Raw genomic sequence first — 25,460 nt, 5'->3', positions numbered from 1 at the left:
AGAATGTCGTTGCGCGAATTGTGACGCTGGCTAGAATTGCAGCATGATGCGACCAGGAAGGGACGGAATGAAAACCTCGGGAACGAACCTTGAACACGCGCGAGTACACAACCGGCGGGTGGTGATTGAGGCCGTGCGTCTGCACGGTACGCTGACCCGGGCGGAGCTGGCGCGAATTACCGCGCTGACGCCGCAAACGGTCTCCAATATTGTCGCCGAGCTACAGCAGATGGGGTTGCTCACCAGCCATGAACCGCGTCGCGCCGCAGGACGCGGTCAGCCGGCGGTGCCGGTGAGCCTCAACCCCGCCAGCGCGTGGTCCATCGGGATCCATCTCGACCATCAAACCTTGATCATCGTGCTGGTGGATCTCACCGGCGAGATCCATTTCCGCCGGCTCATTCTGGTGCAAAAGCCCCAACCTGGTGCCACCTTTGCCCGCATTGCCGAGGTGGTGCAGGAGATGAAAGCGCTGCCCGGGCTCGACTGGAGTCGGGTGCTGGGCATTGGCGTAGTGATGCCTGGGCCGTTTGGCGTGGAGGGCATTTCATCGACCGGGCCGACCACTCTCAACGGCTGGGAGGGGGTGGATGTAGCGTCGGAGCTGGAGCGGATAAGCGGTCTGCCGGTCACCCTGGAGAATGACGCCACGGTGGCGGCTATCGGCGAGCGCTTCCACGGGGTGGCGCGCCAGCTGAATTCGTTTGTTTATCTGTATATCGGCACCGGGCTTGGCGCCGGGATCTTCACCGACGGCCATATTTATACCGGCCACGCCCACAACGCCGGAGAGGTCGGGCATATCGTGGTGCAACCGGGAGGGCGCGTCTGTTACTGCGGTAACCAGGGCTGCCTTGAACGCTACGTTTCTCTGCAGGCGGCCTATGAGTTTTGCGGTCTCGACCCCTACCGGGCGCTGCCCGAGGACCTGCTGGCGGTGGAGGCGTCGCTGTTCGATCGCTGGGTGGAGACGGCGTTACCGTCGCTGCGCCAGGCCATTAATTTGCTGGAATGCGTTTTCGATGCGGAAACGGTGGTGGTCGGCGGCATGATGCCCGCGCCGCTGTTGGAGAAAGTGCTGGCCCGCCTGCCGCCGCTGTATCAGTCGGTGCGCGGGCGTTATCTCCCGGCAATGCGGGTGAAAATGGGGATGACGGGCACCGACACCGCCGCCCTCGGCGCTGCCGCACTGCCGATCTTTGATGAGTTTAATCCGCAGTTTCAGGCATTGATGAAGTAGGCCGCCGGCGCAATTCAGCACCGCCCGCACCGTGCGTCGCGGATGAGCCCACGCAAAGGACCGCCGGCGGGGGCTCGGACCACGCGGTTAAAGGCGTTGATTCACTCTTTCGCCAGCGGCAAGTTGTGGATCTGCAGTACCGCTCTGGCGGCTTCCTGACCCTTTTTGATGAAATGCTGGCTGTAAAAATCGATGAACTCGTCGGCAGGCTGGAAGTTGTGCGGCGTCAGAGAGACGGAGAACATCGGGACTTCGGTGGCCAGCTGGGCCTGCATCAGACCGCTGACCACGGCCTGGGCGACAAAGTCATGGCGATAGATACCGCCATCGACCACCAGCGCGGCGCACACGATGGCATCATAGCGTCCGCTTTTTGCCAGCTTCTGCGCCAGAAGCGGCATTTCAAATGCGCCAGGGACATCCCAGCTGTCGAGCGAATAATCAACCTGCTGACGGTCCAGCTCCTGCTGAAAACCGCTCTGCGCCTGGCTGACGATGTCACTGTGCCAGTTAGCTTTGATAAAGGCGACGTTTAACGATGGCATGGCATACTCCTGTAAAATGACCGCATCAGGCGAGTCAAAGAATGTTGATCTTCAGGTCTTATACTCCGCGAGCCGTTTCAGGCCCCCACCGGGCGATGCTCTCATTCGCTCGGTTTACGCGCTTTCACACGGAGCTCAGGTCCTGTCTCATTAGCCAAAAGCGCTGGCGCATTCAGCAGCGTTCGGACGGGATCCGGTCGTTAACATTATACTGTTATGTCAAGAGACGATAGCCGTTTTTATCCGCCGCACGCCGTGGAATACCTGTTCTCGGCCTGCGGGCGGCGCGGGCGTCTCATGGGGGCCGGGGGCGCTATCCCGCCGGGCAGAAAAGTGCGCGCATCATCATTTTCTGGCAAAGCTAAGTGATTTAAATACTTTGTTATTTTCCGCGTTTTCTCTCATCTTCTGGAGGCAAAAAGTTACGCGGAGAGAGTACCGGTAGTGATGACACAGCACTCGTCGAAGTATCTGCATCAGCAGCAACGCGATCTGATTCGCCAGCTTTCCCGCCGCTGGTTGTGGCGCAGCGAATTACCCACCTGGCTATTAATTATTGCGGTCTACAGCGGCTGGTTTATGACCCTGATCTACTGGCAGACGCTGGGGCTTTTCCCGGCGACCGTGCTGCTCATCTGGTTTACCGCCTGGTACATGTCGTTGCAGCATGAGCTGATCCACGGCCACCCGACGCCCTGGCGGTGGTGTAATCAGCTGCTGGGCACGCTACCGCTGGCGGTGTGGTATCCCTACGGGCTTTATCGCGATTCGCATCTGGCGCACCACAATAACGACCGGCTGACGGTGCCGGTGGATGACCCCGAATCCTACTATTTTAGCGCCGAAAGCTGGCGCCGTTTCTCGCCCTGGCAGCGTAAAGTGATACATCTGCGCAATACGTTTTTCGGCCGTCTGCTGCTGGCCCCGCTGCTGGATATTGTGCAAACGCTCGCCAGCGCGGTGAACGCCTTTCGCTATCGCCAGGGGAAAGCGATGATCATGTGGCTGGTTCACGGCGGATTGCTGGCCGCACTCCTGACGTGGATGGCACGCTGTGATTTTTCGCCGCTCTATTTCGTGGTGGTCATCAGCTACCCGGCGCTGGCGCTGACCAAAATTCGCTCCTTCCTCGAGCATCGGGCCGCTGACGACCCGCTGGCGCGCTCGGTCATCAATGAGGCCGGGCTGCTGTGGCGGCTGCTGTTTCTGAACCTGAACTACCACTCCGTGCATCATGATCTGCCCGGCGTACCGTGGTACGGTCTGAGAAAACTCTATCTGCTGGAGCGGGAGCGCTACCAGCAGCGTAATCACGGGTTCGTGGTGCGCGGCTATGGTGAGTGGCTGCGCGCCTTTTTCTTCAGCGCGGTGGCGGTGAACGCCCATCCGGGGATCGGGAAAGCCTCCCGGGCAGGAGAGCAGGCGGGAGAAAGTGATGAGTCATAGCGTGAATTTGCCGATGTACGCGCTTCACCCGCCGGAGAACCAGGCGTTAGAAGCCGCGGTGCGGGAGCTGTTGCTCGCCCGAGGCATTGCCGTGAGTTCACCATCGTCGCCGCCGACGGACTTACTTTCGCACTGGCGTCAGCCGGATCTGCTGCTGAGCCAGACTTGCGGCTACCCGCTGGCGACGCTGCTGCCGGAGGTTCAGACGGTGGGCTGTTTTCACTATTCGGCGCCCGGCTGCGCAGGGATTGATTACCGCAGCCTGCTGGTGGCCCGTAAGGCGGATAACGTGCGGCCGCTTGCCGATTTCCGTGGGCGGCGGGCGATCTGCAATTCGCCCGATTCGCAGTCAGGTTATAACGTCTTACTGAAAATGGTGGCTCCGCTCGCCCACGAGGGGCGCTTTTTTTCCGGGGTCAATTTCAGCGGCAGCCACCGACAGTCGCTGCTCGGCTTACAGCAGGGGGCGGGCGATATTGCCGCCATCGACTGCGTTAGCTGGGCGCTGCTGGCGCGCCATGAACCTGCGGTACTGGAGGGGTTGTGTGTTATCGGCCAGACGCCGTCGGCGCCAGGGCTGCCGCTGATTACCGGGCCGCAAACGACAGCGCAAACCCTGGCCGGTTTGCGATCGGCGCTGCGGCAGTTGGTCAGCGATGCGCAATATCGGGAGCGCTGCGACGCGCAGTTTATCTGCGGTTTCAGCCCGGTGACCCGGGAGCCCTATTCCAGACTGCTGGCGTGGCGCGAAGAGGCGCGACAACTGGGCGTGACGCAACTTTGACAGACCGGAGAAGGTTGACCTCCTCCGGTCAAGGCGTCGCGTAGGTTGCCGCCTGCTAGCGGGCAAAGCGGTTATCGGCCTTCGGCAAGCCCAGTTTTTCCCGCAGCGTACCCGGCGGATAGTTCTTTTTCATGGCACCGCTGCGCTGAAGAATCGGCACCACCTGCTCGACAAAACGGTCAAAATCGCCAGGCAATAGCGGGAACATCAAGTTAAATCCATCGGCAGCGCCGGCGCGCCAGATCTCGATAAGCCCGTTGGCGACCTCTTCTGCGCTGCCAATCAGCAGCCAGCTATCGGAGCTTTGCAGCAGTAAGCGGCCCAGTTCCAGTATGGTCAGCGCCGGGTCGTAGTCGCGGATCAGCCGCAGCGCGGTGCGAATGCCGTCAAACGTCTCTTCATCCGGCAGCGGCGGCAGCGGTTGGTCGACAGCGCAGGTCGAGAGGTCCATACGCAGGTAGGAAGAGAGCAGGTCGATGGCCATTCGATCGCTCATCAACCGGTTGTTGAGCTGCTGACGAGCCTCCTTTTCGCCACTGGAGTTCACCACCACCGGCAGCACGCCGGCGATGATTTTGAAGTGTGCCGGGTCACGTCCCTTCGCCAGCAGCCGCTGGTTCATCTCCTGGCGATAGCGCAGCCCCTCTGCAACGGATTTAATAAACACGAAGTGCATATCTGACCAGGTTGCCGCCAGCTCTTTCCCTGCCTCCGACGATCCGGCCTGTACCAGCAGCGGATGGCCCTGCGGCGGGCGCGACACGTTCAGCGGTCCGCGAACGTTAAAGAATTCGCCGTGATGGTCGAGGTGATGGACTTTCTGTTTGTCGGCAAACAGACCGCTCGCTTTGTCGTACAGGACGGCATCCTCTTCCCAGGAGTCCCAAAGCCGGGTGACGACATCAATAAATTCACCGGCGCGCTGATAGCGGTTGTCGTGCCGGGGCAACTGCCGGAGGCCGAAATTGGCCGCCTCTTCCTCCAGCCACGAGGTGACGATATTCCAGCTTGCCCGGCCATTACTCAGGAAATCGAGCGAGGCAAAGTAGCGTGCAAGGTTGTAGGGTTCGTTATACGACGTCGACGCCGTCCCCATCAGGCCAATATGCTCGGTGACGGCCGCCAGCGCGGCGAGCAGGGTGATGGGTTCCAGCCGGGCGTTGGCGTAGTGGGTCAGACCGCTGGGCACCGTATCCCAGATAGCAATATGATCGGCAATAAAAATGGCATCGAGCGTGGCCGCCTCGGCTTTCCTGGCCAGTTCGGCATAATAACTAAGGGTAAAAATTTCTTTTCCCGGCGCCTGCGGGTGACGCCAGGAGAAGCGATAATCGCCCTGGGGATTGAAGAAGAACAGATTCAGAATCATCGGGTTTTTAGACATCGTCGCGCTCATTTGGCTGATGGCCACTCCCTGGCCGGATGATTAAGGGGTCGTCAGGTTGGCATTAACCCATTGTTCGGCCACGGCCGCCGGGTCCTTATGCTGAAGATCCACCTGCTGGTTCAGCGCAATCAGCGCCGCATTGTCGAGTCTGGCGGAGACCGCATTGAGCACGCTGCTGACGTTCGCCGACAGGCTGGCTTTGCGCACCAGCGGCACGACGTTCTGGCTGGGCTGTTCGTGCTTATCGTCGGCTAAGACCACCCAATCCTCTTTGGCCAGATTGCCCTGGGTAGAGACCACCGTGGCGACGTCGATTTTGCCGGAGTTCAGCGCCAGACGAGTCAGCGGCCCGCCCATATCCAGCGATTTCACCGCCTTAAACTCAAGTCCGTAGACGCGCTTGAGCCCCGGTAAGCCGAGTGCGCGCACCGCCAGCTCCGGCGGCCCGCCGATGGTCAGTTGATGGGCGATAGGCTGAAGATCGGACAGTTTCGTCAACTGGTATTTCTTTGCCGTGTCCGCGCGTACCGCCCAGGCGGTAATCGACGTGGCCGGGGAGGGGTCAAGCAGCGTGAAATCGGCGGGCAGTACTTTCGCCAGCTCGGCGCTCACGTCGCTCTGGCGCGTAGCCAGGGTTTTCCCGTCATAATAGTTAAGCAGGGCGCCAAGATATTCCGGCACAATATCAATCTCGCCGCTCTTTAGCGCCGGCAGAATAATCTCGCGGTTGCCGAGATTAAGCCGGGTTTTGACCTCGATATTCTTTTTCTTTAGCGCGCTGGCGTAAATATTGGCGAGAATAGAGCTCTCCGTAAAATTGGCTCCGCCGATAGTTACGCTTTCTGCCAGTACACTAAAACTCAAGCTGAATAATCCAGCGGCGAGGAGAGATAAACGGAACCGTCGGGCGTTAACAGGGAACCCCAATATATGCTTCATAGTGCCTCTTTATATGCAGATGATTTATGGTTGTGGTTGTTGTTTAATACTCTGGTGCGATGGCGGTATGACTCCATTTCCGGCTACAGCAGCTGAACAGCAGTTCACTGCCGATAGCCAGTAGCGAGACTACCAGCGACCCGGCAATAACCTGTGGAATATCGCGCTGACCAAGACCGTCGATCAGGAAGCGCCCCAGACCGCCCAGGCCGGCGTAGGCGGCGACCACGGCGGTGGCGATCAGCTGTACCAGCGCGGTGCGCAGTCCGGCGATAATCAGCGGCGCCGCCAGCGGGATACGCAGTTGCCACAGGCTTTGCCATGGCGTCATTCCCAGCGCGGTGGCGGCGTCGCAAAGCGGGCGATCGGCATGATAAATACCGACCCAGGTATTGGTCAGCACGGGGGGAATCGACATGGCCACCAGCGCGGCAAAAACCGGCACATCATTAAAACCAAATAAAATAATGCATAGCAAAATAAGCCCTAATGAGGGAATGGCGCGGCCAATATTAAACAGATTAATAATAAGGAAGGCGCCTTTCCGCCAGTAGCCGAGGGCAATACCCAGCGGCAAAGCGATGGCCGATGAGCAAGCGATGCTGATCAGCACATAATAAATATGCTCGCGCAGGCGCAGTAAAATACCCGCATCGCCGAACCAGTGTTCGGGTTGTGAAAACCAGCGGACGGTGGCCAGTAATATATCCATTAGCGTGCCCAGGGCGTAAGCCAATAGCCAACGTGGGCGATCAGCGAGTCCAGTAAAAACGACAGCACGAGGCTTAATGCCAGGCTGACAACAATGGGAGTGAGAAAATCCTGATTAAAGCCCGCCAGCAGCAATTGCCCCAGACCGCCCTGGCCAATCAGCGCGGTGACGGTGACCAGCCCCACCAGCGTCACGGAGGCAATCCGCAGACCGGCAAACAGAGAGGGCACCAGCAGAGGTAACTCAATATCCATAAACCGGTAGTGGCGCGTGTAGCCGAGCGCGCGCGCCGACTCCAGCACGGCGGCGGGCAGTTTTTCGATTCCGGCGATAACGTTACGCAGCAGGATCAACAGTGAATAGATGGTTAAGCCGATGACCGAGGTTGTCAGCGACAGGCCGGTAAAGGGCAGTAACAGAATAAATAACGCCAGCGACGGGATAGTAAAGATGACCCCGCAAAGATAAATCAAAGGCTGAGCGGTGGCGGGCCAGCGTAGCGTTACGACCAGCAGCGCGCCCGTTAACAGCGTGCCAAAAAACAGCGAGATGCAGACCAGCTGCGTATGTTGCCACAGCAGTTCGCCAATCAGGATTTTGTTGTCAACCATCCACTGCCAGTCAATCATAGCGGCGAATTTCCACGTGGCCATCCAGCACATGCTGGAGCAGGGCATGAGAAATGGTGCCCTGATATTGACCATTGCTGTCCACGTGCACCAGCACGCCCCCCGGCGCATCCAGCAGCGCGCTATAGGCAAAACGCAGCGTATTCAGGGCCTGCAGCGGCTGAACAATCGGCAGCGTGACGCGTTTATCCGGGTCGAACCAGTGGAGGGGACGGCGTTCTTTATCCAGCACCAGCCGCAGCGGGCTGGTGACCGTCGGATGCGCGGTGGCTATCGGGGATAAACCTTCGTCAACCAGCGTGACATCATGTCGCGGTAGCTGGCCGACCTGAATCATCCCCAGCCGTTTCAGGTTGGGTTCGGGACCGATAAAGCGTTGGACAAACTCGCTCGCCGGGTGCGCCAGAATCCGGTCCGGCGTATCACACTGCGCCAGCACGCCCCCCTCCTGGAAGATGGCGATCTTATCTCCCAGCCGTATGGCCTCATTGATGTCATGCGTCACCAGCACGATGGTCTTATGCAGGCGCTGCTGAATAAGCAATAGCTCATCCTGCAGACGCTCGCGGACCACCGGGTCAATGGCGGCGAAGGGTTCGTCCATCAGCAGAATCGGCGGATCGGCGGCTAACGCCCGGGCAATGGCGACGCGTCCCTGCTGCCCGCCGGAGAGCTGATGCGGGTAGCGCGCCAGCAGATGACGGTCTAGCGACATTAAGTCCACCAGTTCATCGATGCGGGCGCGAATTTGCGCTTTACGCCAGCCCAGCAGGCGAGGGACCGTGGCGATATTTTGCGCCACGGTACGATGGGGAAACAGCGCGGCGCTTTGCATGACAAAGCCAATTTTACGCCGCACCTGAATGATATCGGCCTGCGCGATGTTAACGCCCTGGACATAAACGCTGCCGGCGTCCGGTTTATCGAGTTGATTAATCATGCGCAGGATTGTGGTTTTGCCGCATCCGCTGGGGCCGACAAACGTGCAGAATTCACCGTTATTAATCATCAGGTTAAGGCCGCGTATTGCCGCATGCGCGCTGCCGGGATAGGTCTTGTGAATGTTTTCTAATCTGATCATGGGGAATTGTAGCACTCTGAATTTATTGAGAATTTATGGCTTTTACGGCGGCACGAATAAAATACAAATTACAGAGCGGCTATGGGGAGGGCAAATACGTTATTCGCAATTGCATAGTTGGAATCTGTTCAATTCTGTCCCACCAGAACGCAGTTTTTATCTGGCCCGGCCGCACAGGGCGCGTTTTTGTTCTGCAGGCGTGGCGAAAACGACGATTCTGCTGCCGTTTGGCGCGATGAAAGGGGGAGGCGCAGAATATTGATTTCAGAATTTGTGATGTATGGCACAAACGTCTATGGATGAAAGTTTTTGTCGTATGAAAAGTTACATTTGATTTTAATCAAGAAATTACGTGCTAAAAATTATGAAAAATGCAGAGTTAAAATTGTATGCAAAATGCTAATGCGTTGTGTCTGTTATTTTGCGCAATAATGAATGAAAGATACTTTTACAAACAACCAGGGGCGAAAAGTGTGACCCCATACGATTTTTAAAAAAAGAAAAACCTGATTTCTCATTATATTTTATTTTTTACACTAACAGTTGCATAACAATATCGCTGAATAATTGCACGCTGAAGGTTGAAATATCATGTTTAACTTCTTTCAAAATAGCTCAAAAATTAGCCTTTGTTATCCCCATAAAATATTGTTATCCCCGCATCTTTTTTTGACGAAAATCATGCAAAAAATCGACATTTAATTACTAATGCATTGATATTGTTGTATTTATTTCTGTGTGAATTGGTCAGGGAAATATCTGTCAGAGGTGTTTGTGAGTGGTCTCACATAACCCTGCGATCGCCATTTGGTACACTTCACCGCGTCGAAAAGATAATTAAAGCAGGTTGATATGAATACGATTCCTCTGCCAAAAACACAGCACCTGGTCGTTTTCCAGGAAGTTATCAGAAGCGGTTCCATCGGCTCGGCAGCAAAAGAATTAGGATTAACTCAGCCCGCAGTGAGTAAGATCATTAATGACATTGAGGCATATTTTGGCACGGAACTGGTGGTGCGTAAAAATACCGGCGTCACCTTGACCAATACCGGTCAGGTGCTGCTGTCCTGGTCGGAATCCATTACCCGTGAAATGAAAAATATGGTCAATGAAATGCACAGCATGACCTGTAACACGGTCGTCGACGTCTCGTTCGGTTTTCCGTCGCTGATTGGCTTCACCTTTATGTCTGACATGATTCACAAGTTTAAGAAAGTGTTTCCTAAAGCCCAGGTATCGATGTACGAAGCGCAGCTCTCCTCGTTTCTGCCGGCCATTCGCGACGGGCGGCTTGATTTCGCCATTGGCACACTGAGTGATGAAATGAAGCTCCACGATCTGCACGTGGAGCCGCTGTTTGAATCGGAGTTTGTGCTGGTGGCCAGCAAGTCACGAACATGCACCGGCACCACCACGCTGGCGTCGTTGCAGAACGAACAGTGGGTGTTGCCGCAAACCAACATGGGTTACTACAGTGAACTCCTCACCACGCTACAGCGCAGCGGCATCAACAGTGAAAACATCGTTAAAACCGACTCCGTCGTCACAATTTATAATCTTGTTCTCAATGCTGATTTCCTGACAGTTATTCCTTGCGATATGACGACGCCCTTTGGCTCCAACCAGTTTATTACCATCCCGATTACCGAAGCCTTACCCGTTGCCCGCTATGCGGCAATTTGGTCAAAGAATTACCGCATTAAAAATGCCGCCTCGGTATTGGTGGAATTAGCAAAAGAATATTCAGCATCTGGCGGTTGCAGAAAAAGACAATTAATTGAAGTTGATTAGTTAAACAGATTTATTCTTGGTTATAAATTCATATCATCGCGCTGATTATCAGCCGGTGGTACCGGCTAACTATACCCTGAATAATTCAAATCGTAGCGTTGGTGGGAACATAATCCTGCCGGGATAAATACGCTTTGAAACATGACGGGATTATTATTTGATATCCAGTTAAGAGGCTATAATGCATATTACATACGATCTCCCGGTTGCCATTGACGATATCCTCGAAGCAAAGAAAAGACTGGCAGGAAAGATTTATAAAACAGGCATGCCGCGCTCTAATTATTTTAGTGAGCGCTGTAAAGGTGAAATATTCCTCAAGTTTGAGAATATGCAACGCACCGGGTCGTTTAAAATCCGCGGCGCCTTTAACAAACTCAGTTCACTCAGCGAAGCTGAAAAGCGTAAGGGCGTGGTGGCATGTTCCGCCGGCAACCATGCGCAAGGGGTTTCGCTCTCCTGCGCCATGCTGGGAATCGACGGCAAAGTGGTGATGCCAAAAGGGGCGCCGAAATCCAAGGTCGCCGCCACCTGTGATTATTCGGCGGAGGTGATCCTCCACGGTGACAACTTCAATGACACCATCGCTAAAGTCAGCGAAATTGTCGAAATGGAAGGTCGCATATTTATTCCTCCGTATGACGATGCCAAAGTTATTGCCGGGCAGGGAACCATTGGTCTGGAAATCATGGAAGATCTTTATGATGTCGATAATGTGATTGTGCCCATCGGCGGCGGTGGTCTGATTGCCGGGATCGCGGTAGCGATTAAATCGATTAACCCGACAATTCGAATTATTGGCGTGCAATCAGAAAATGTCCACGGTATGGCCGCATCTTATTACGCCGGCGCGATTACCAGTCACCGAACGACCGGCACCCTGGCCGATGGCTGCGATGTTTCACGTCCGGGAAATCTCACTTACGAAATCGTTCGCGAACTCGTCGATGATATTGTTCTGGTCAGTGAAGATGAAATCCGCAATAGCATGATCGCATTAATTCAGCGCAATAAAGTTATTACCGAAGGTGCCGGGGCGTTAGCCTGCGCCGCCTTATTAAGCGGGAAGTTAGATAGCTATATTCAGAACCGGAAAACCGTCAGCATTATTTCTGGTGGCAATATCGATCTTTCTCGCGTTTCGCAAATTACTGGTTTAGTTGACGCTTAATCTTATGTTGAGGACAGGATATGAGTACTACTGATAGCATTGTATCCAGCGAGACAAGACAGTCATCCTGGCGTAAATCGGACACCACGTGGACCCTGGGATTATTTGGTACGGCCATCGGCGCCGGGGTGCTCTTTTTCCCCATTCGCGCCGGATTTGGCGGTTTAATCCCGATTCTTTTAATGCTGGTTTTAGCCTATCCGATCGCCTTTTATTGCCACCGGGCGCTGGCCCGGCTCTGTCTGTCCGGTTCGAATGCCTCCGGTAACATCACCGAGACGGTGGAAGAGCATTTCGGGAAAACGGGTGGCGTGGTCATCACGCTCCTCTACTTCTTCGCCATTTGCCCGCTACTGTGGATTTACGGCGTCACCATTACCAACACCTTTATGACCTTCTGGGAAAACCAGCTGCAGATGCCGGCGCTGAACCGCGGCTTTGTGGCGCTGTTCCTGCTGCTGCTGATGGCGTTTGTCATCTGGTTCGGTAAGGATCTGATGGTTAAAGTGATGAGCTTCTTGGTCTTTCCGTTCATCGCCAGCCTGGTGCTGATTTCCCTGTCGCTGATTCCCTACTGGAACGCTGCGGTTATCGATCAGGTGAACCTCAGTGATATCGCCTTAACCGGGCACGATGGCATCCTCGTGACCGTGTGGCTGGGGATTTCTATCATGGTTTTCTCCTTTAACTTTTCGCCGATTGTCTCCTCGTTTGTGGTCTCTAAGCGGGAAGAGTATGAAAAGGATTACGGCCGCGATTTTACCGAGCGCAAATGTTCGCAGATTATCTCCCGCGCCAGTATGTTGATGGTAGCGGTGGTGATGTTCTTCGCCTTCAGCTGCCTGTTCACGCTGTCGCCGGAAAACATGGCGGATGCGAAAGCGCAGAACATTCCGGTGCTCTCTTACCTGGCGAACCACTTTGCCTCCATGTCCGGCAGCAAATCGACCTTTGCAACGGTACTGGAGTACGGCGCATCGATTATCGCCCTGGTGGCTATTTTCAAATCGTTCTTCGGCCACTATCTCGGTACCCTCGAAGGGCTGAACGGACTGGTTCTCAAGTTCGGCTATAAAGGTGATAAAACCAAAGTTTCTACCCGCAAGCTCAACACCATCAGCATGGTCTTTATTATGGGTTCCACCTGGGTGGTGGCGTATGCCAACCCAAATATCCTCGACCTGATTGAAGCGATGGGCGCGCCAATTATTGCCTCACTATTGTGTCTGTTACCGATGTATGCCATCCGTAAAGCGCCGTCGCTGGCGAAATATCGCGGCCGGCTGGATAACGTGTTCGTCACCACGGTGGGTTTACTGACCATTCTGAATATCGTCTACAAACTGTTTTAATTCAGCTCAGGATCAACGGAGTGATGAAATGAATGAATTCCCGGTAGTACTGGTCATTAACTGTGGATCGTCTTCTATTAAATTTTCAGTCCTTGATGCAAGCAGCTGTGATGTTTTAATGGCGGGAATTGCCGACGGGATTAATTCTGAAAACGCTTTTTTATCTATCAACGACGGAGAGCCAGTTAAGCTGGCTCAGCGTAACTACGAGGGCGCCTTAAAGGCCATTGCCTTTGAACTGGAAAAACGGTCGTTAATCGACAGCGTGGCCTTAATTGGCCACCGTATTGCCCACGGCGGAAATATATTTACGCAGTCCGTGGTGATTACCGAGGAGGTGATTGACAATATCCGTCGGGTGTCGCCATTAGCGCCGTTGCATAATTACGCCAATCTTAGCGGCATTGCCTCAGCGCAACAGCTCTTTCCGGGGGTCAGGCAGGTGGCGGTGTTTGATACCAGCTTCCACCAGACGCTGGCGCCAGAGGCCTATCTCTATGGGCTGCCGTGGAAGTATTTTGAGGAGCTCGGCGTGCGCCGCTACGGTTTTCACGGCACGTCGCATCGCTATGTCGCTCAGCGGGCGCAGACCTTGCTGGCGCTCCCGGAAGCGGATTCCGGGTTGGTTATCGCCCACCTGGGCAACGGTGCCTCTATCTGCGCCGTGCGCAACGGGCAGAGCGTGGATACCTCAATGGGGATGACGCCGCTGGAAGGGCTCATGATGGGCACCCGCTGTGGCGATGTCGACTTCGGCGCCATGGCATGGATCGCCTGCGAAACCAACCAGACCCTCAGCGACCTTGAGCGGGTGGTGAACAAGGAGTCCGGGCTGCTTGGCATTTCCGGCCTCTCTTCCGATCTGCGGGTGCTGGAGAAGGCCTGGCACGCCGGTCATGAGCGCGCCCGGCTGGCGATTAAAACCTTTGTCCATCGGATTGCCCGCCATATTGCCGGTCATGCCGCATCGCTACATCGTCTCGACGGAATTATTTTTACCGGCGGTATCGGTGAGAACTCGTTATTAATTCGTCGCCTGGTGATTGAACATCTGGCGGTACTGGGGGTCACCCTCGATCCTGACATGAATAGCCTGCCCAATTCCCACGGCGAAAGAATTATTTCCACCGACTCCGCCCGGGTTATTTGCGCGGTTATCCCGACCAATGAAGAGAAAATGATTGCCCTCGATGCGATTCACTTAGGGAAAATTAACGCACAAGTGGAATTTGCATAATTTATTTTTTTGTCCTGCAGAGAGACTATTTTTCATGAAGGTAGATATCGATACCAGCGATATGCTGTATGCCGAAGCGTGGCAAGGTTTTAAAGGGACGGACTGGCAAGCAGAAATTAATGTCCGTGATTTTATTCAGCACAACTATACGCCATATGAAGGGGACGAATCCTTTCTTGCCGAGGCCACGCCGGCAACCACCGCACTGTGGGAAAAAGTGATGGCGGGAATACATATTGAAAATGCGACCCACGCCCCGGTCGATTTCGATACCAATATAGCCACCTCGATTACCGCGCATGCTGCCGGTTATATTGAACAGGAACTGGAAAAGATCGTTGGGCTGCAAACGGAGCAACCGCTGAAGCGCGCGCTGCATCCGTTCGGCGGCATCAACATGATCAAAAGTTCTTTCGATGCCTACGGTCGTGAAATGGATCCGCACTTTGAATATCTGTTTACCGACGTGCGCAAAACGCACAATCAGGGGGTGTTCGATGCCTATTCGCCGGATATGCTGCGCTGTCGCAAATCCGGCGTGCTGACCGGGCTGCCGGACGGCTACGGCCGCGGGCGCATTATCGGCGATTATCGCCGCGTGGCGCTGTACGGTATTCGTTACCTGGTGCGCGAACGCGAGCTGCAGTTTGCCGATCTGCAGTCCAGCCTGGAGTACGGGCAGAATCTGGAAGCGACGATTCGCCTGCGCGAAGAGCTGGCAGAACACCGCCGCGCGCTGCTGCAAATGCAGGAGATGGCGGCGAAGTACGGCTGCGATATCTCTCGCCCGGCGTGCAATGCCCAGGAAGCGGTACAGTGGGTCTATTTTGCCTATCTGGCGGCGGTCAAATCGCAAAACGGCGGCGCCATGTCGCTGGGCCGCACCGCCACTTTCCTCGATATCTACATTGAGCGCGACTTCAACAGCGGGCGCTTAACCGAGCAGCAGGCTCAGGAGCTGATCGACCACTTCATCATGAAGATCCGCATGGTGCGTTTCCTGCGCACGCCGGAATTCGACACGCTCTTCTCCGGCGACCCTATCTGGGCGACCGAAGTGATCGGTGGCATGGGGCTGGACGGGCGGACGCTGGTGACCAAAAACGCCTATCGCTATCTGCATACGCTGCATACCATGGGGCCGGCCCCGGAACCAAACCTCACCGTACTCTGGTCAGAAGCGTTGCCGATCGCCTTCAAAAAATATGCGGCTCAGGTCTCCATCGTCACCTCCTCATTACAGTATGAAAACGATGACTTAATGCGGGTCGATTTTAACAGCGACGACTACGCCATTGCCTGCTGCGTCAGTCCGATGATTATCGGCAAGCAGATGCAGTTCTTCGGCGCGCGCGCCAATCTGGCGAAAACCCTGCTGTACGCGATTAACGGCGGCGTGGATGAGAAGCTGAAAATTCAGGTCGGGCCGAAAACGGCGCCGCTGATGGATGAGGTGCTCGACTATGACACGGTGATGAACAGCCTCGATCACTTTATGGACTGGCTGGCGGTGCAGTACATCAGCGCGCTCAACATCATCCACTATATGCACGACAAGTACAGCTATGAAGCTTCGCTGATGGCGCTGCATGACCGCGACGTGTATCGCACCATGGCCTGCGGCATCGCCGGGCTGTCGGTGGCGACCGATTCGTTGTCGGCTATCAAGTACGCGAAGGTAAAACCGGTCCGCGACCATACCGGGCTGGCGGTTGATTTTGTCATCGAAGGCGACTATCCGCAGTATGGCAACAACGATCAGCGGGTTGACAGTATCGCCTGCGATCTGGTCGAACGCTTTATGAAGAAGATTAAAGTGCTGCCGACCTACCGCAACGCTGTCCCAACCCAGTCGATTCTGACCATCACCTCCAACGTGGTCTATGGGCAGAAAACGGGCAATACCCCGGACGGTCGCCGGGCCGGTACGCCGTTCGCGCCGGGGGCGAACCCGATGCACGGTCGCGATCGCAAAGGGGCGGTGGCGTCATTAACCTCCGTCGCTAAGCTGCCGTTCACCTACGCCAAAGACGGTATCTCCTACACCTTCTCTATTGTCCCCGCCGCGCTGGGCAAAGAGGAAACCACGCGCAAAACCAACCTGGTGGGGCTGCTGGACGGCTACTTCCACCACGAAGCGCACGTTGAGGGCGGACAGCACCTGAACGTCAACGTCATGAACCGGGATATGCTGCTCGATGCCATCGAACACCCGGAAAACTACCCGAACCTGACGATTCGCGTCTCCGGTTACGCCGTGCGCTTCAATGCGCTGACCCGCGAACAGCAGCAGGACGTCATTTCACGCACCTTTACCCAGGCGCTGTAGCGCCGGAGGAACGATGAGAAAGATAATTGCAACCCCACACGCGCCGGGGGCCATTGGCCCCTATGTTCAGGGCGTCGACCTCGGCTATCAGGTCATGACATCGGGACAGATTCCGGTCTGCCCGCAGACGGGAAAGATTGCCGACAGCGTGGCCGATCAGGCGCGTCAAAGTCTGGAAAACGTTAAGGCGATCGTGACGGCGGCGGGGCTGGAGGTGGGCAGCATCGTGAAGACCACCGTATTCATTACCGATCTCAATGACTTTGCCACCATCAATCAGGTCTATCAGCACTTCTTTGATGAGCATCAGGCGACCTACCCGACGCGCAGCTGCGTGCAGGTTGCCCGCCTGCCAAAGGATGTGAAGCTGGAAATTGAAGCCATCGCGGTACGCGACCTCTGAGGCAACGGCGGCGGGGCGAACCTGTTTTTGCCCTGCCGTCCAATTCCTGTGACTTCTGTTCTCCACGCAACGGCAACCCGAGGATGGGGATATGATTAGCGCATTCGATATTTTTAAACCCGGCATTGGTCCTTCCAGTTCGCACACCGTAGGGCCGATGAATGCCGGAAAACGTTTTATCGACCAGCTGGTGAGCATGGGCGACATCGCCCCTATCACGCGCATCGTGGTCGACCTGTATGGTTCTCTGTCGCTGACCGGTAAAGGTCATGCCACCGATGTCGCGATTGTTATGGGACTGGCGGGAAACAGCCCGCAAAATGTCGATATTGACGGCATGCCGGCATTTATTCAGCAGGTGATGCACAGCGGGCGCCTGCCGATCGCCAACGGCGTGCAGAGCGTAGACTTTCAGATGGCGGACGACATCGTGTTTCACCCGCAAACCCTCCCGTATCACGAAAACGGGATGCGTATAACCGCCTGGAGTGGCGCACAGGCGTGGGCGAGTCAGACCTACTATTCGATCGGCGGCGGTTTTATCGTCGAAGAGGGAGCCTACGGGGGGACGCCGGATGCCGAGGTTGCGGTGCCCTATGATTTTCGTTCCGCCAGCGAACTGCTGCGGCTTTGCGAACGCAACGGCCTGTCGGTCTCCGGACTGATGAGGCAAAACGAGCTGGCGCTGCGCAGTCAGGCGGAGATTGACGCTGGTTTTATGCGCATCTACGCGGTGATGCGCGACGGTATCGAGCGCGGAATGAACACCGAAGGGGGGTTGCCCGGCCCGCTGAATGTTCCGCGTCGCGCGGCGGCGTTAAGGCGGCGGCTAGTTTCCAGCGATAGCCTCTCCAGCGACCCGATGAACGTCATTGACTGGATCAATATGTTCGCCCTGGCGGTCAGTGAAGAGAATGCCGCCGGCGGGCGAGTGGTGACGGCGCCGACCAATGGTGCCTGCGGAATAATTCCCGCCGTGCTGGCCTATTACGATAAATTCCGCCGTCCGGTCAACGCCGGTTCGCTGGCGCGCTATCTGCTGGCGGCGGGCGCGATTGGCGCGCTGTATAAAATGAATGCGTCGATTTCCGGGGCTGAAGTCGGTTGTCAGGGGGAGATTGGCGTCGCTTGCTCGATGGCGGCGGCAGGGTTGACCGAACTGCTTGGCGGCAGCCCGGCACAGGTCTGCATTGCGGCGGAAATCGCCATGGAGCACAACCTCGGCCTCACCTGCGACCCGGTTGCCGGGCAGGTGCAAATTCCCTGTATTGAGCGCAATGCGATTAACGCGGTTAAGGCCGTCAATGCGGCGCGTATGGCGCTGCGTCGCACCTCAGAGCCACATGTTTCGCTGGATAAGGTTATCGAAACGATGTACGAAACCGGCAAGGATATGAATGATAAATACCGCGAAACCTCCCGCGGCGGGCTGGCGATAAAAGTGCTCTGCGTGTAGGTCGCGTGGCAATAGCGGGGGAGCGCAAGGCCCGGCGGGCACAATATCAGGGGCGGCAGATTGCCGCCCCCTGATGCCTTATCGGCAGGAAAATCAGACGGTCAGCGCTTACAGGGTGCTTTGTTTCACCGCCGTTTTCATCGGAATCAAAGCAATCACCACCGCGCCCAGCACCAGGAACCCGGCGACCATAAAGATACCGGCGTTGAAATTCCCCGTGACGTCTTTCAGCCAGCCCATCAACAGCGGCCCCAGCGCCGCGCCGGTCATGCCGGTCGCGTTGATCACCGCAATCCCCAGCGCCCGCGCGCGCAGAGAAATTGACTGGTCAGGAGTCGTCCAGAAAATGACCATCGCGGCAAAGGCGCCGGCGGAAGCCATCACGATCCCGGTGAACTGCAGCAGCGGGTTGCTGCTGGACGCGGTGAGCATCCAGCCCGCCGCCGCGAACAGATAGGGCAGCAGCGTATGCAGCTTGCGCTCCTTCAGGCGGTCGGAGCGTTTGCTCCACCAGATCATCCCGACGATGGTACAGATTTGCGGAATCGCGCTCAGGATCCCGATAGTGATATTACTGCTCTGCTCGTTGAAGCTGCGCAGAATCAGCGGCGTCCAGACGCTGAGGGCGCTCAGGGTATTGGTCAGGCAGAAATAGGCCAGCGTGTAGAGCATGATAACCGGGGTAAACAGCTCCCGCAGCATGCTGCGCTGAGACAGCGGCAGGCTGGCTTCGCTGAGCCGCGATTGCTGTAGCACCGCGCGGTCGGCATCCAGCATCTCTTTTAAACAGGCTTTATCATCGGCAGTCAGCCATTTGGCTTTATCCGGGCTGTCATCAAGCCAGAACCACACCACCAGTCCGAGCAGCACCGACGGAAACCCTTCCAGCAAAAAGAGCCACTGCCAGCCTTTCAGATTCAGCACGCCGTCGAGATTAAGAATATACCCGGAAGCCAGCGAGCCAAGCGCCATGGTGACGGGCATCGCAATCATAAACAGGGCGTTGGCGCGGGCGCGGTATTGCGCCGGGAACCAGAAAGTTAAGTACAGCAACAGTCCCGGGAGGAAGCCGGCTTCGGCAATTCCCACCAGCATTCTCAGCACGTAAAGACTGTTCGGGCCGGTGGCGAACATGGTGGCGGTGGAGGCTATCCCCCAGACCACCATCAAAATGGCGATCCAGCGGCGGGCGCCGACGATACTGAGCATGATGTTGCTGGGAATGCCGCAGATCACGTACATCACGTAAAACAGGGTGGTGGCCAGACCGAACATGGTGCTGGTGAGCCCCAGATCTTTGCCCATGGTCAGGCCGGCAAAGCCAATGTTGATACGGTCGAGGTAGGAGAATACGAACAGAATAAAGAGAAAAACAATTAAGCGACGAAATAGTTTATTGATGACGGATTGCTGACGTGCATCCAGAGGTCTCGCCGCAGAGGAGGGCGGGACCAGTACCTCGGAGCGGGTCTGTTCCATTGAAGGACTATTGTTCATCAAAAGCTCCACATTGTGATTATTAGTATTGGTCAACAGGTCGGCTAAACGTATAGAAAACAGACAGGGAGAACGTCAATTTAATGTTCAATAAATGATACAGAATTGTTACTTAACCGACATATTGGAATCATAATGAGAGCCAGATCGCCTGGGGATAATGCGTCAGGGCTGGCGTGTTCAGTCGGTGGATATCCGGAGATTCGCGTTTACGATGAGGCAAAAAAAGAGCGGTTGGGCGGCGGTGTAGGGAAGTCAGGGTGTGACAAAAACGAACAAACAAAGAGCTTATGTGCCGTTGTGGAGAGAGCGAATATAACTATTTACTTGAATATTCATGTAATTAGCCCATAACTCCACGCCCGTATCGGAGGGGGGAACCGGTTAATGCCTGTTGCCATCAATATGATTCATTTTTATTAGCTTGCTACATAATAATGAAGCCAGTTTTAAAACGCTGCGGCGACCATCCGCCGTCGGGAGATTCAGAACGGACTGGCATTGCGCGCGGTGACGGGCTCGCCGCTGACAGGGTGAACAAAATGCAGTTCGCTGGCATGCAACATGAGCCGCGGCGCGCGTGCGCTGCCCGGCCACGTCAGGCCACCGTAGAGATCGCAGCCCAGAATCGGGTGCCCCAGCAGTTGACAATGGATCCGCAGCTGGTGGGTGCGCCCGGTTTCCGGGAACAGCTGTACCCGGCTCAGCGGCAGCAGGCTACCCTCTGCGCCTTCACGGGTGAGGCGTTCTGTCACCCGGTAGCGGGAACGGGCTGGCTTGCCGTTAATGGCGCAAATGGCCATGCGCGGAAAGCGCGCCGGATCTTTGGCAATGGGGGCGTCGATGGCGCCTTCATCCTCATGGAGATGCCCGCACAGCAGGGCGCTGTATACCTTTGTCACCGAACGTTGGCTGAACTGATGGCTCAGCGCCGCATTGATCGTTTTATTTTTGGCTACCACCATCAGCCCGGAAGTACCAAAATCCAGACGGTGAACGAGGGTACAGCCGGGAAATTGTTGCACCAGCCGATGGTGCACCGAGTCGAGATTCTGCGGATTCTTCCCCGACAGACTGAGCAGCCCGGCGGGCTTATTGATCAGCAGCAGATGCTCGTCCTGATAAAGGATCGCGATGGATTCGTAGCAGGGAGGGGCAATAAAAGTATCGACGATGGTGGACATGAACAGGAGCCTGAAAAGGGTGGGGCGGATAATAGCGAATTTTCCGCCCGCTGGCGATTGCGGCGAGGATCCGCGGGAGGAATATCGCCAGGCCGTTCCTGCGGTATCACCTCATGAACGCCGCCGTCGCTGGCGTTCGCTACGGCGCCTGACTACCGGGCCCGACGGATTACCGATGTGGTTATCTCAAGGATGCGGCGTAGACAGGGCGCCTTCCAGCGCTTTGAACTGCTGCCAGCTGACCTCATCAATTTCGATACCGTGCTGCAGGCGAAATTGCCGCTGCCGCTGCTCTGCCTCACCGGGCAGCAGCAGCCCGTCGTCGTCTCGCGATGTGCGGGTCCATGCCAGCATGTCGGCCACCGCCGCGGTGTAGTGCTCCCCCGCGCCGAGCAGGGACGGGTCGAAGACGATCGACAGCATATTGTTGATGATGCCGGGCCCGGCGGGGGGCGGGGCGCTCTCGGTTTCGCCGCCGGTCAACGCCGCGCCGAGCAGGCTGCAGATCAGCGCCAGACCGGAACCTTTGTGGGCGCCGAACGCCAGCAGCGCGCCGAGCGGCTCCTGCATCAGCCAGCGCGGATCGCGGGTCGGGTTGCCCACGTTATCCACGGCGCAGCCGGGCGGTAGCTCCCGGCCCGCATTCCAGGCGATCCGCGCTTTATTGCCGGCAATGGTACTGGTCGCGAAATCAAGGACTACCGGCGGCTTGCCGGCGACAGGAATACCGACGCAGAAAGGGTTGGTGCCGAAGCGCGGGCGCTGGCCGTTGAACGGCAGCACCACCGAGCGGGCGCCGACGTTAGCGAAGTGCAGGGATACCAGCCCCTCCGCCGCCGCCTGTTCCGCCCAGGCGCCGATGCGCCCAAGATGATGGGTCTGCGCCAGTCCCATAATGCAAACGCCAAACTGCCGCACCCGCAAAATAGCCTGTTCCATCGCCAGCCGACCGGTCAGCTGGCCAAAACCGTTGCCGCCGTGAAACGAGATCACGGGCCCGGCATCGCGAAGCAGTTGCGGGGTTGCCTGCGGATCGAGTTCTCCGGCGCGAATGGCCTCGATATAGCGGGGAATAAGCGTGACCCCATGTGAGTCATGGCCTTGCAGCGACGACTCGACAAGATTATCCGCTACTTCCCCGGCAACCGCCTTTGCGACTCCGGCCTCCTGCAGGTGCTGGCGTAAATAGCGACGCAGCTCATCATGATTAAAAACCGGCATAATCGCTCCCTGGTTTTCCACTCAATAATATGAGCGGCAAACTATAGCGCCGTTTATTTCTTAACATAACGACAGAAACTGACTTTATATATCTGGAAAACGCATAGTGATAACCGGGTGTTAATTCTTGCCGGCAAAATAGACCATGATGTCATTTAACTGTTATCACCTGCGGACGTCCGGAATAACGGGAATAATATATAGCAATAAATCATTTATTATTCCCGAGGAATGGCTTCAGGATAAATCGACTTTTTTAAATACGCCTCAGGATATGACGGCGATCGGTGGGTTGATGATTGACGGGAGCGGCAATGAATTTACGGCACGGCAACGGCATGTCTTATATAGGGAAACGGTCGGCAACGGCTTTATTCTTGCTCAGTACTCTGCTGGCGGCGACCGCTGCCAGGGCAGAGGGCACCATCGGTATTGCCCAGCAATATGGCATTGGCTATCTGATCCTCGACGTGGTGCGAGATCATCAGCTAATCGAAAAGCATGGCAAAGACGAAGGGCTGGATATTAAAGTCGAGTGGCGCACGCTTTCCGGGGCCACCGGACTTAATGAAGGGCTGCTTTCCGGCGCGCTGGACGTGGTGGCCGCCGGCGTTCCGCCGGCGCTGACGCTGTGGGACCGCACCCGGGGCAAGCAGAATGTGAAAGCGATCGCGGCTCTGGGATCGATGCCGAACTACCTGCTGAGTAACAACCCGGCGGTGCAGAGCGTCAAGGATCTGAGCAGTAAAGACCGTATCGCGGTCCCTGCCGCCGGCGTAGGTTTTCAGTCGCGGACTCTGCAGATAGAGACCGCCCGGCTGTTTGGCAACGCGGACTATAAGCGCTTCGATAATATTACGGTCAGTCTCCCGCACCCGGACGCCAGCGCGGCGCTGATTGGCGGAAAATCGGAAATTAGCGCCCATTTTTCCAGCCCGCCTTTTCAGTATCAGGCGCTGGAACATGCCGGTATTCATAAAATATTAAGTTCCTATGAGGTATTAGGCGGACCGGGAACCTTTAATCTGCTCTATACCACGGAGAAATTTCATGATGACAATCCAAAAACCTATCGCGCCTTTTTCGCGGCCCTGGCGGAAGCGGAGGAGATCATTAAAGCCGATACGGCCGGAGCCGCGCAATCCTATATTCGGGTGGAGCAGTCGAAGCTCCCGGCGGCGTTTATCGAGAAAATGATCGCGGATCCGGAAAATAATTTCACCATTACCCCGCAGCGGACGTTTGTTTATGCCGATAAGCTGTATCAGCTGGGAATATTGAAACACAAAGCCGAATCCTGGAAAGATTATTTCTTCAGCGAAGCACATACCCTGCCGGGGAGTTGATATGTCTGAACTATCCGTCGCATTACCCCCGCCTCTGCTGCGCGTTGAGGGCGTTAATTTGCAATACCGCACCCGCGAGCGGCTGGTGCAGGCCACCCATGACGTCAGCTTTGACGTCTGGCCGGGGGACCGGTTTGTCCTGCTCGGGCCGTCCGGCTGCGGAAAATCCAGTTTGCTGAAAGCCATTGGCGGATTCCTGCCCCCGGTCTCCGGGGCGATCCGCCTGGCGGGAGAAACGGTTAATCGCCCTGGCCCCGACCGGATGATGGTTTTTCAGGAGTTTGACCAGCTACCGCCGTGGAAAACGGTGGCGGAAAATATCGCCTTCCCGCTGATCGCCAGCCGCCGGGCGGGACGAGCCGAGGCGATGGAGCGCGCGGAGTACTTCCTGCATAAGGTGGGGCTCGGCGCGTTTCGCCATGCCTACCCTAATACGCTCTCCGGCGGGATGAAGCAGCGGGTCGCCATTGCGCGCGCGCTGGCGCTGCATCCCCAGGTCCTGCTGATGGACGAGCCCTTTGCCGCCCTCGATGCGCTGACCCGGCGCAAAATGCAGGAGGAGCTGCTTAGCCTGTGGGAAGAGGTGCGGTTTACGCTGCTGTTTGTCACCCATTCCATCGAAGAGGCGCTGATCGTCGGCAGCCGGGTGCTGCTGCTGTCGCCGCATCCCGGGCGGGTGAAGGCCGAGCTGAACTGTCATCAGTACACGCTGGCGGATGCCGGTGGGGAAGGGTTCCAGGCCGATGTCGCGCGGATCCACGACCTGTTATTTCCGCCGGCGGCATTACCCGAGGGCGGCGTAAAGGATAATCACTCAGGGAGTCCATATGAGCAACCTACCTCCTGTCCGGCCTGAATACCAGCGCGAGCTGCCGCCGCTGGAGAATTTCACGCTAGCCGAACCGCTGCCGCTGCTCGTGCGGCTGGGAAATCAGGCATGGCTGCGTAAATCCCTGCTGCTGCTGGTGCTGATCGCCGTATGGGAAGGGGCGGCGCGCTGGCAAAATAATGACCTGATGTTTCCCGGTTTCTGGCAAACCTTTACCGCTCTGCAGGAGGATATCGCGAGCGGCGAGCTGCCCCGCCGGGCGTGGCTATCGATCGGTTTGCTGCTGAAAGGCTATTTGTTGGGCACGTTTCTGGCGCTGCTCATCAGCGCGCTGGCTATCTCGACGCGCATTGGCCGGGATTTACTGAGCACCCTGACAGCGATGTTTAACCCGCTTCCCGCCATCGCGCTGCTGCCGCTGTCGCTGCTGTGGTTCGGCCTCGGCAACGCGAGCCTGGTGTTTGTTATCGTCCATTCGGTGGTCTGGCCCATGGCGCTGAATACCTGGTCCGGCTTTATGAGCGTGCCGGAGACGCTGAAAATGACCGGGCGTAACTATGGATTAAGCGGATGGCGATACGTGCTGTGGATCCTGATCCCCGCCGCGCTGCCGGCGCTGCTCTCGGGGCTGAAAATCGGCTGGGCCTTTGCCTGGCGGACGCTGATTGCGGCGGAGCTAGTGTTTGGCGCATCGAGCGGCAGCGGCGGGCTCGGGTGGTACATTTTCCAGAACCGCAATGAGATGTACACCGACCGGGTATTTGCCGGTCTGGTGATGGTCACCGCTATTGGCCTGTTGGTTGAGGGGCTGGTATTTGCGACCCTGGAAAGGCTGACGGTGAAACGCTGGGGTATGCAGAACTAGCGCCGGAACAAGAGGG

At 56.6% G+C, this 25,460-nt stretch carries 22 protein-coding genes; 13 read left to right on the top strand and 9 right to left on the bottom strand.

Features of this window, described 5'->3' with window-relative positions; genetic code table 11:
* Nucleotides 1-67: 67 nt before the first annotated feature.
* On the top strand, nucleotides 68-1,240 hold the full coding sequence (locus AC007G_RS19430) for an ROK family transcriptional regulator (protein ID WP_064793242.1): 1,173 nt from the start codon (nucleotides 68-70) through the stop codon (nucleotides 1,238-1,240).
* 101 nt (nucleotides 1,241-1,341) lie between these two features.
* Here AC007G_RS19430 and AC007G_RS19425 read toward each other — a convergent pair whose 3' ends face one another.
* Nucleotides 1,342-1,785 carry a 6,7-dimethyl-8-ribityllumazine synthase gene (locus AC007G_RS19425; protein WP_032695247.1) on the bottom strand — a complete coding sequence of 148 codons (444 nt, stop codon included), beginning with the start codon at nucleotides 1,783-1,785 and terminating at the stop codon, nucleotides 1,342-1,344.
* 447 nt (nucleotides 1,786-2,232) lie between these two features.
* Between AC007G_RS19425 and AC007G_RS19420 the strand changes: the two genes are divergently transcribed.
* Nucleotides 2,233-3,231, top strand: a complete 999-nt coding sequence (locus tag AC007G_RS19420) for a fatty acid desaturase (RefSeq protein ID WP_099972937.1) — start codon at nucleotides 2,233-2,235, stop codon at nucleotides 3,229-3,231.
* The gene (locus AC007G_RS19415) at nucleotides 3,221-4,015 is read left to right on the top strand and encodes a phosphate/phosphite/phosphonate ABC transporter substrate-binding protein (protein ID WP_136893778.1); all 795 of its coding nucleotides are present in this window, start codon (nucleotides 3,221-3,223) and stop codon (nucleotides 4,013-4,015) included. Before AC007G_RS19420 ends, AC007G_RS19415 begins: the two co-directional genes overlap by 11 nt.
* A 55-nt stretch (nucleotides 4,016-4,070) precedes the next feature.
* Here AC007G_RS19415 and AC007G_RS19410 read toward each other — a convergent pair whose 3' ends face one another.
* From AC007G_RS19410 to AC007G_RS19390, 5 genes are read right to left on the bottom strand one after another with little or no spacing between them, the layout of a single operon-like run.
* Nucleotides 4,071-5,399 carry an LLM class flavin-dependent oxidoreductase gene (locus AC007G_RS19410; RefSeq protein WP_142630693.1) on the bottom strand — a complete coding sequence of 443 codons (1,329 nt, stop codon included), beginning with the start codon at nucleotides 5,397-5,399 and terminating at the stop codon, nucleotides 4,071-4,073.
* Between the two features lie 42 nt (nucleotides 5,400-5,441).
* Complete coding sequence (locus AC007G_RS19405; RefSeq protein WP_032695244.1) at nucleotides 5,442-6,341, bottom strand: ABC transporter substrate-binding protein; 900 nt, start codon at nucleotides 6,339-6,341, stop codon at nucleotides 5,442-5,444.
* Nucleotides 6,342-6,384: 43 nt separating this feature from the next.
* Nucleotides 6,385-7,053 (bottom strand): ABC transporter permease, encoded by a 669-nt coding sequence (locus tag AC007G_RS19400; protein ID WP_032687044.1) that lies wholly within the window; start codon nucleotides 7,051-7,053, stop codon nucleotides 6,385-6,387.
* The gene (locus tag AC007G_RS19395) at nucleotides 7,053-7,682 is read right to left on the bottom strand and encodes an ABC transporter permease (RefSeq protein WP_032687046.1); all 630 of its coding nucleotides are present in this window, start codon (nucleotides 7,680-7,682) and stop codon (nucleotides 7,053-7,055) included. Before AC007G_RS19395 ends, AC007G_RS19400 begins: the two co-directional genes overlap by 1 nt.
* The gene (locus AC007G_RS19390; RefSeq protein ID WP_131063695.1) at nucleotides 7,675-8,763 is read right to left on the bottom strand and encodes an ABC transporter ATP-binding protein; all 1,089 of its coding nucleotides are present in this window, start codon (nucleotides 8,761-8,763) and stop codon (nucleotides 7,675-7,677) included. Before AC007G_RS19390 ends, AC007G_RS19395 begins: the two co-directional genes overlap by 8 nt.
* A gap of 852 nt (nucleotides 8,764-9,615) precedes the next feature.
* Here AC007G_RS19390 and tdcA point away from each other — a divergent pair.
* From tdcA to tdcG, 7 genes are all read left to right on the top strand, one after another.
* Nucleotides 9,616-10,554, top strand: coding sequence for a transcriptional regulator TdcA (gene tdcA / locus AC007G_RS19385; protein WP_032695243.1), 939 nt, complete (start codon nucleotides 9,616-9,618; stop codon nucleotides 10,552-10,554).
* Between the two features lie 181 nt (nucleotides 10,555-10,735).
* Complete coding sequence (tdcB, locus tag AC007G_RS19380) at nucleotides 10,736-11,725, top strand: bifunctional threonine ammonia-lyase/L-serine ammonia-lyase TdcB (RefSeq protein ID WP_032687049.1); 990 nt, start codon at nucleotides 10,736-10,738, stop codon at nucleotides 11,723-11,725.
* 20 nt (nucleotides 11,726-11,745) lie between these two features.
* A complete protein-coding gene (gene tdcC / locus AC007G_RS19375; protein ID WP_099001823.1) occupies nucleotides 11,746-13,077 on the top strand; it encodes a threonine/serine transporter TdcC in 1,332 nt (443 codons plus the stop codon).
* A 28-nt stretch (nucleotides 13,078-13,105) separates the two neighbouring features.
* Nucleotides 13,106-14,314, top strand: coding sequence for a propionate kinase (gene tdcD, locus AC007G_RS19370; RefSeq protein ID WP_032687051.1), 1,209 nt, complete (start codon nucleotides 13,106-13,108; stop codon nucleotides 14,312-14,314).
* 34 nt (nucleotides 14,315-14,348) lie between these two features.
* Nucleotides 14,349-16,643 carry a formate C-acetyltransferase gene (pflB, locus tag AC007G_RS19365; protein ID WP_032687052.1) on the top strand — a complete coding sequence of 765 codons (2,295 nt, stop codon included), beginning with the start codon at nucleotides 14,349-14,351 and terminating at the stop codon, nucleotides 16,641-16,643.
* A 13-nt stretch (nucleotides 16,644-16,656) separates the two neighbouring features.
* Nucleotides 16,657-17,046: an enamine/imine deaminase gene (locus tag AC007G_RS19360; RefSeq protein ID WP_032687053.1), complete on the top strand. Its 390-nt coding sequence runs from the start codon at nucleotides 16,657-16,659 to the stop codon at nucleotides 17,044-17,046.
* Between the two features lie 91 nt (nucleotides 17,047-17,137).
* A complete protein-coding gene (gene tdcG / locus AC007G_RS19355; protein ID WP_142630692.1) occupies nucleotides 17,138-18,502 on the top strand; it encodes an L-serine ammonia-lyase in 1,365 nt (454 codons plus the stop codon).
* Nucleotides 18,503-18,610: 108 nt separating this feature from the next.
* Here tdcG and hpaX read toward each other — a convergent pair whose 3' ends face one another.
* The 3 genes from hpaX to AC007G_RS19340 form a co-directional block, all read right to left on the bottom strand.
* On the bottom strand, nucleotides 18,611-19,981 hold the full coding sequence (gene hpaX / locus AC007G_RS19350) for a 4-hydroxyphenylacetate permease (protein WP_142630719.1): 1,371 nt from the start codon (nucleotides 19,979-19,981) through the stop codon (nucleotides 18,611-18,613).
* Nucleotides 19,982-20,484: 503 nt separating this feature from the next.
* A complete protein-coding gene (locus AC007G_RS19345; protein ID WP_032687056.1) occupies nucleotides 20,485-21,183 on the bottom strand; it encodes an RluA family pseudouridine synthase in 699 nt (232 codons plus the stop codon).
* A 186-nt stretch (nucleotides 21,184-21,369) separates the two neighbouring features.
* Nucleotides 21,370-22,404, bottom strand: coding sequence for a malate/lactate/ureidoglycolate dehydrogenase (locus AC007G_RS19340; RefSeq protein ID WP_032695238.1), 1,035 nt, complete (start codon nucleotides 22,402-22,404; stop codon nucleotides 21,370-21,372).
* A gap of 338 nt (nucleotides 22,405-22,742) precedes the next feature.
* Between AC007G_RS19340 and AC007G_RS19335 the strand changes: the two genes are divergently transcribed.
* The 3 genes from AC007G_RS19335 to AC007G_RS19325 are packed head-to-tail and all read left to right on the top strand — an operon-like array spanning nucleotide 22,743 to nucleotide 25,444.
* Entirely contained in the window at nucleotides 22,743-23,750 is a 1,008-nt protein-coding gene (locus tag AC007G_RS19335; protein WP_032687347.1) for an ABC transporter substrate-binding protein, read from the top strand.
* A gap of 1 nt (nucleotide 23,751) precedes the next feature.
* Nucleotides 23,752-24,606, top strand: coding sequence for an ABC transporter ATP-binding protein (locus AC007G_RS19330; RefSeq protein ID WP_032695237.1), 855 nt, complete (start codon nucleotides 23,752-23,754; stop codon nucleotides 24,604-24,606).
* A complete protein-coding gene (locus AC007G_RS19325; protein WP_032687059.1) occupies nucleotides 24,578-25,444 on the top strand; it encodes an ABC transporter permease in 867 nt (288 codons plus the stop codon). The genes AC007G_RS19330 and AC007G_RS19325 overlap by 29 nt, the downstream gene beginning before the upstream one ends.
* The last annotated feature ends 16 nt before the right edge of the window (nucleotides 25,445-25,460 follow it).

It is taken from the genome of Klebsiella sp. CSG-1 (assembly GCF_056521145.1).
This window is presented reverse-complemented; position numbering and strand designations above follow the sequence as displayed.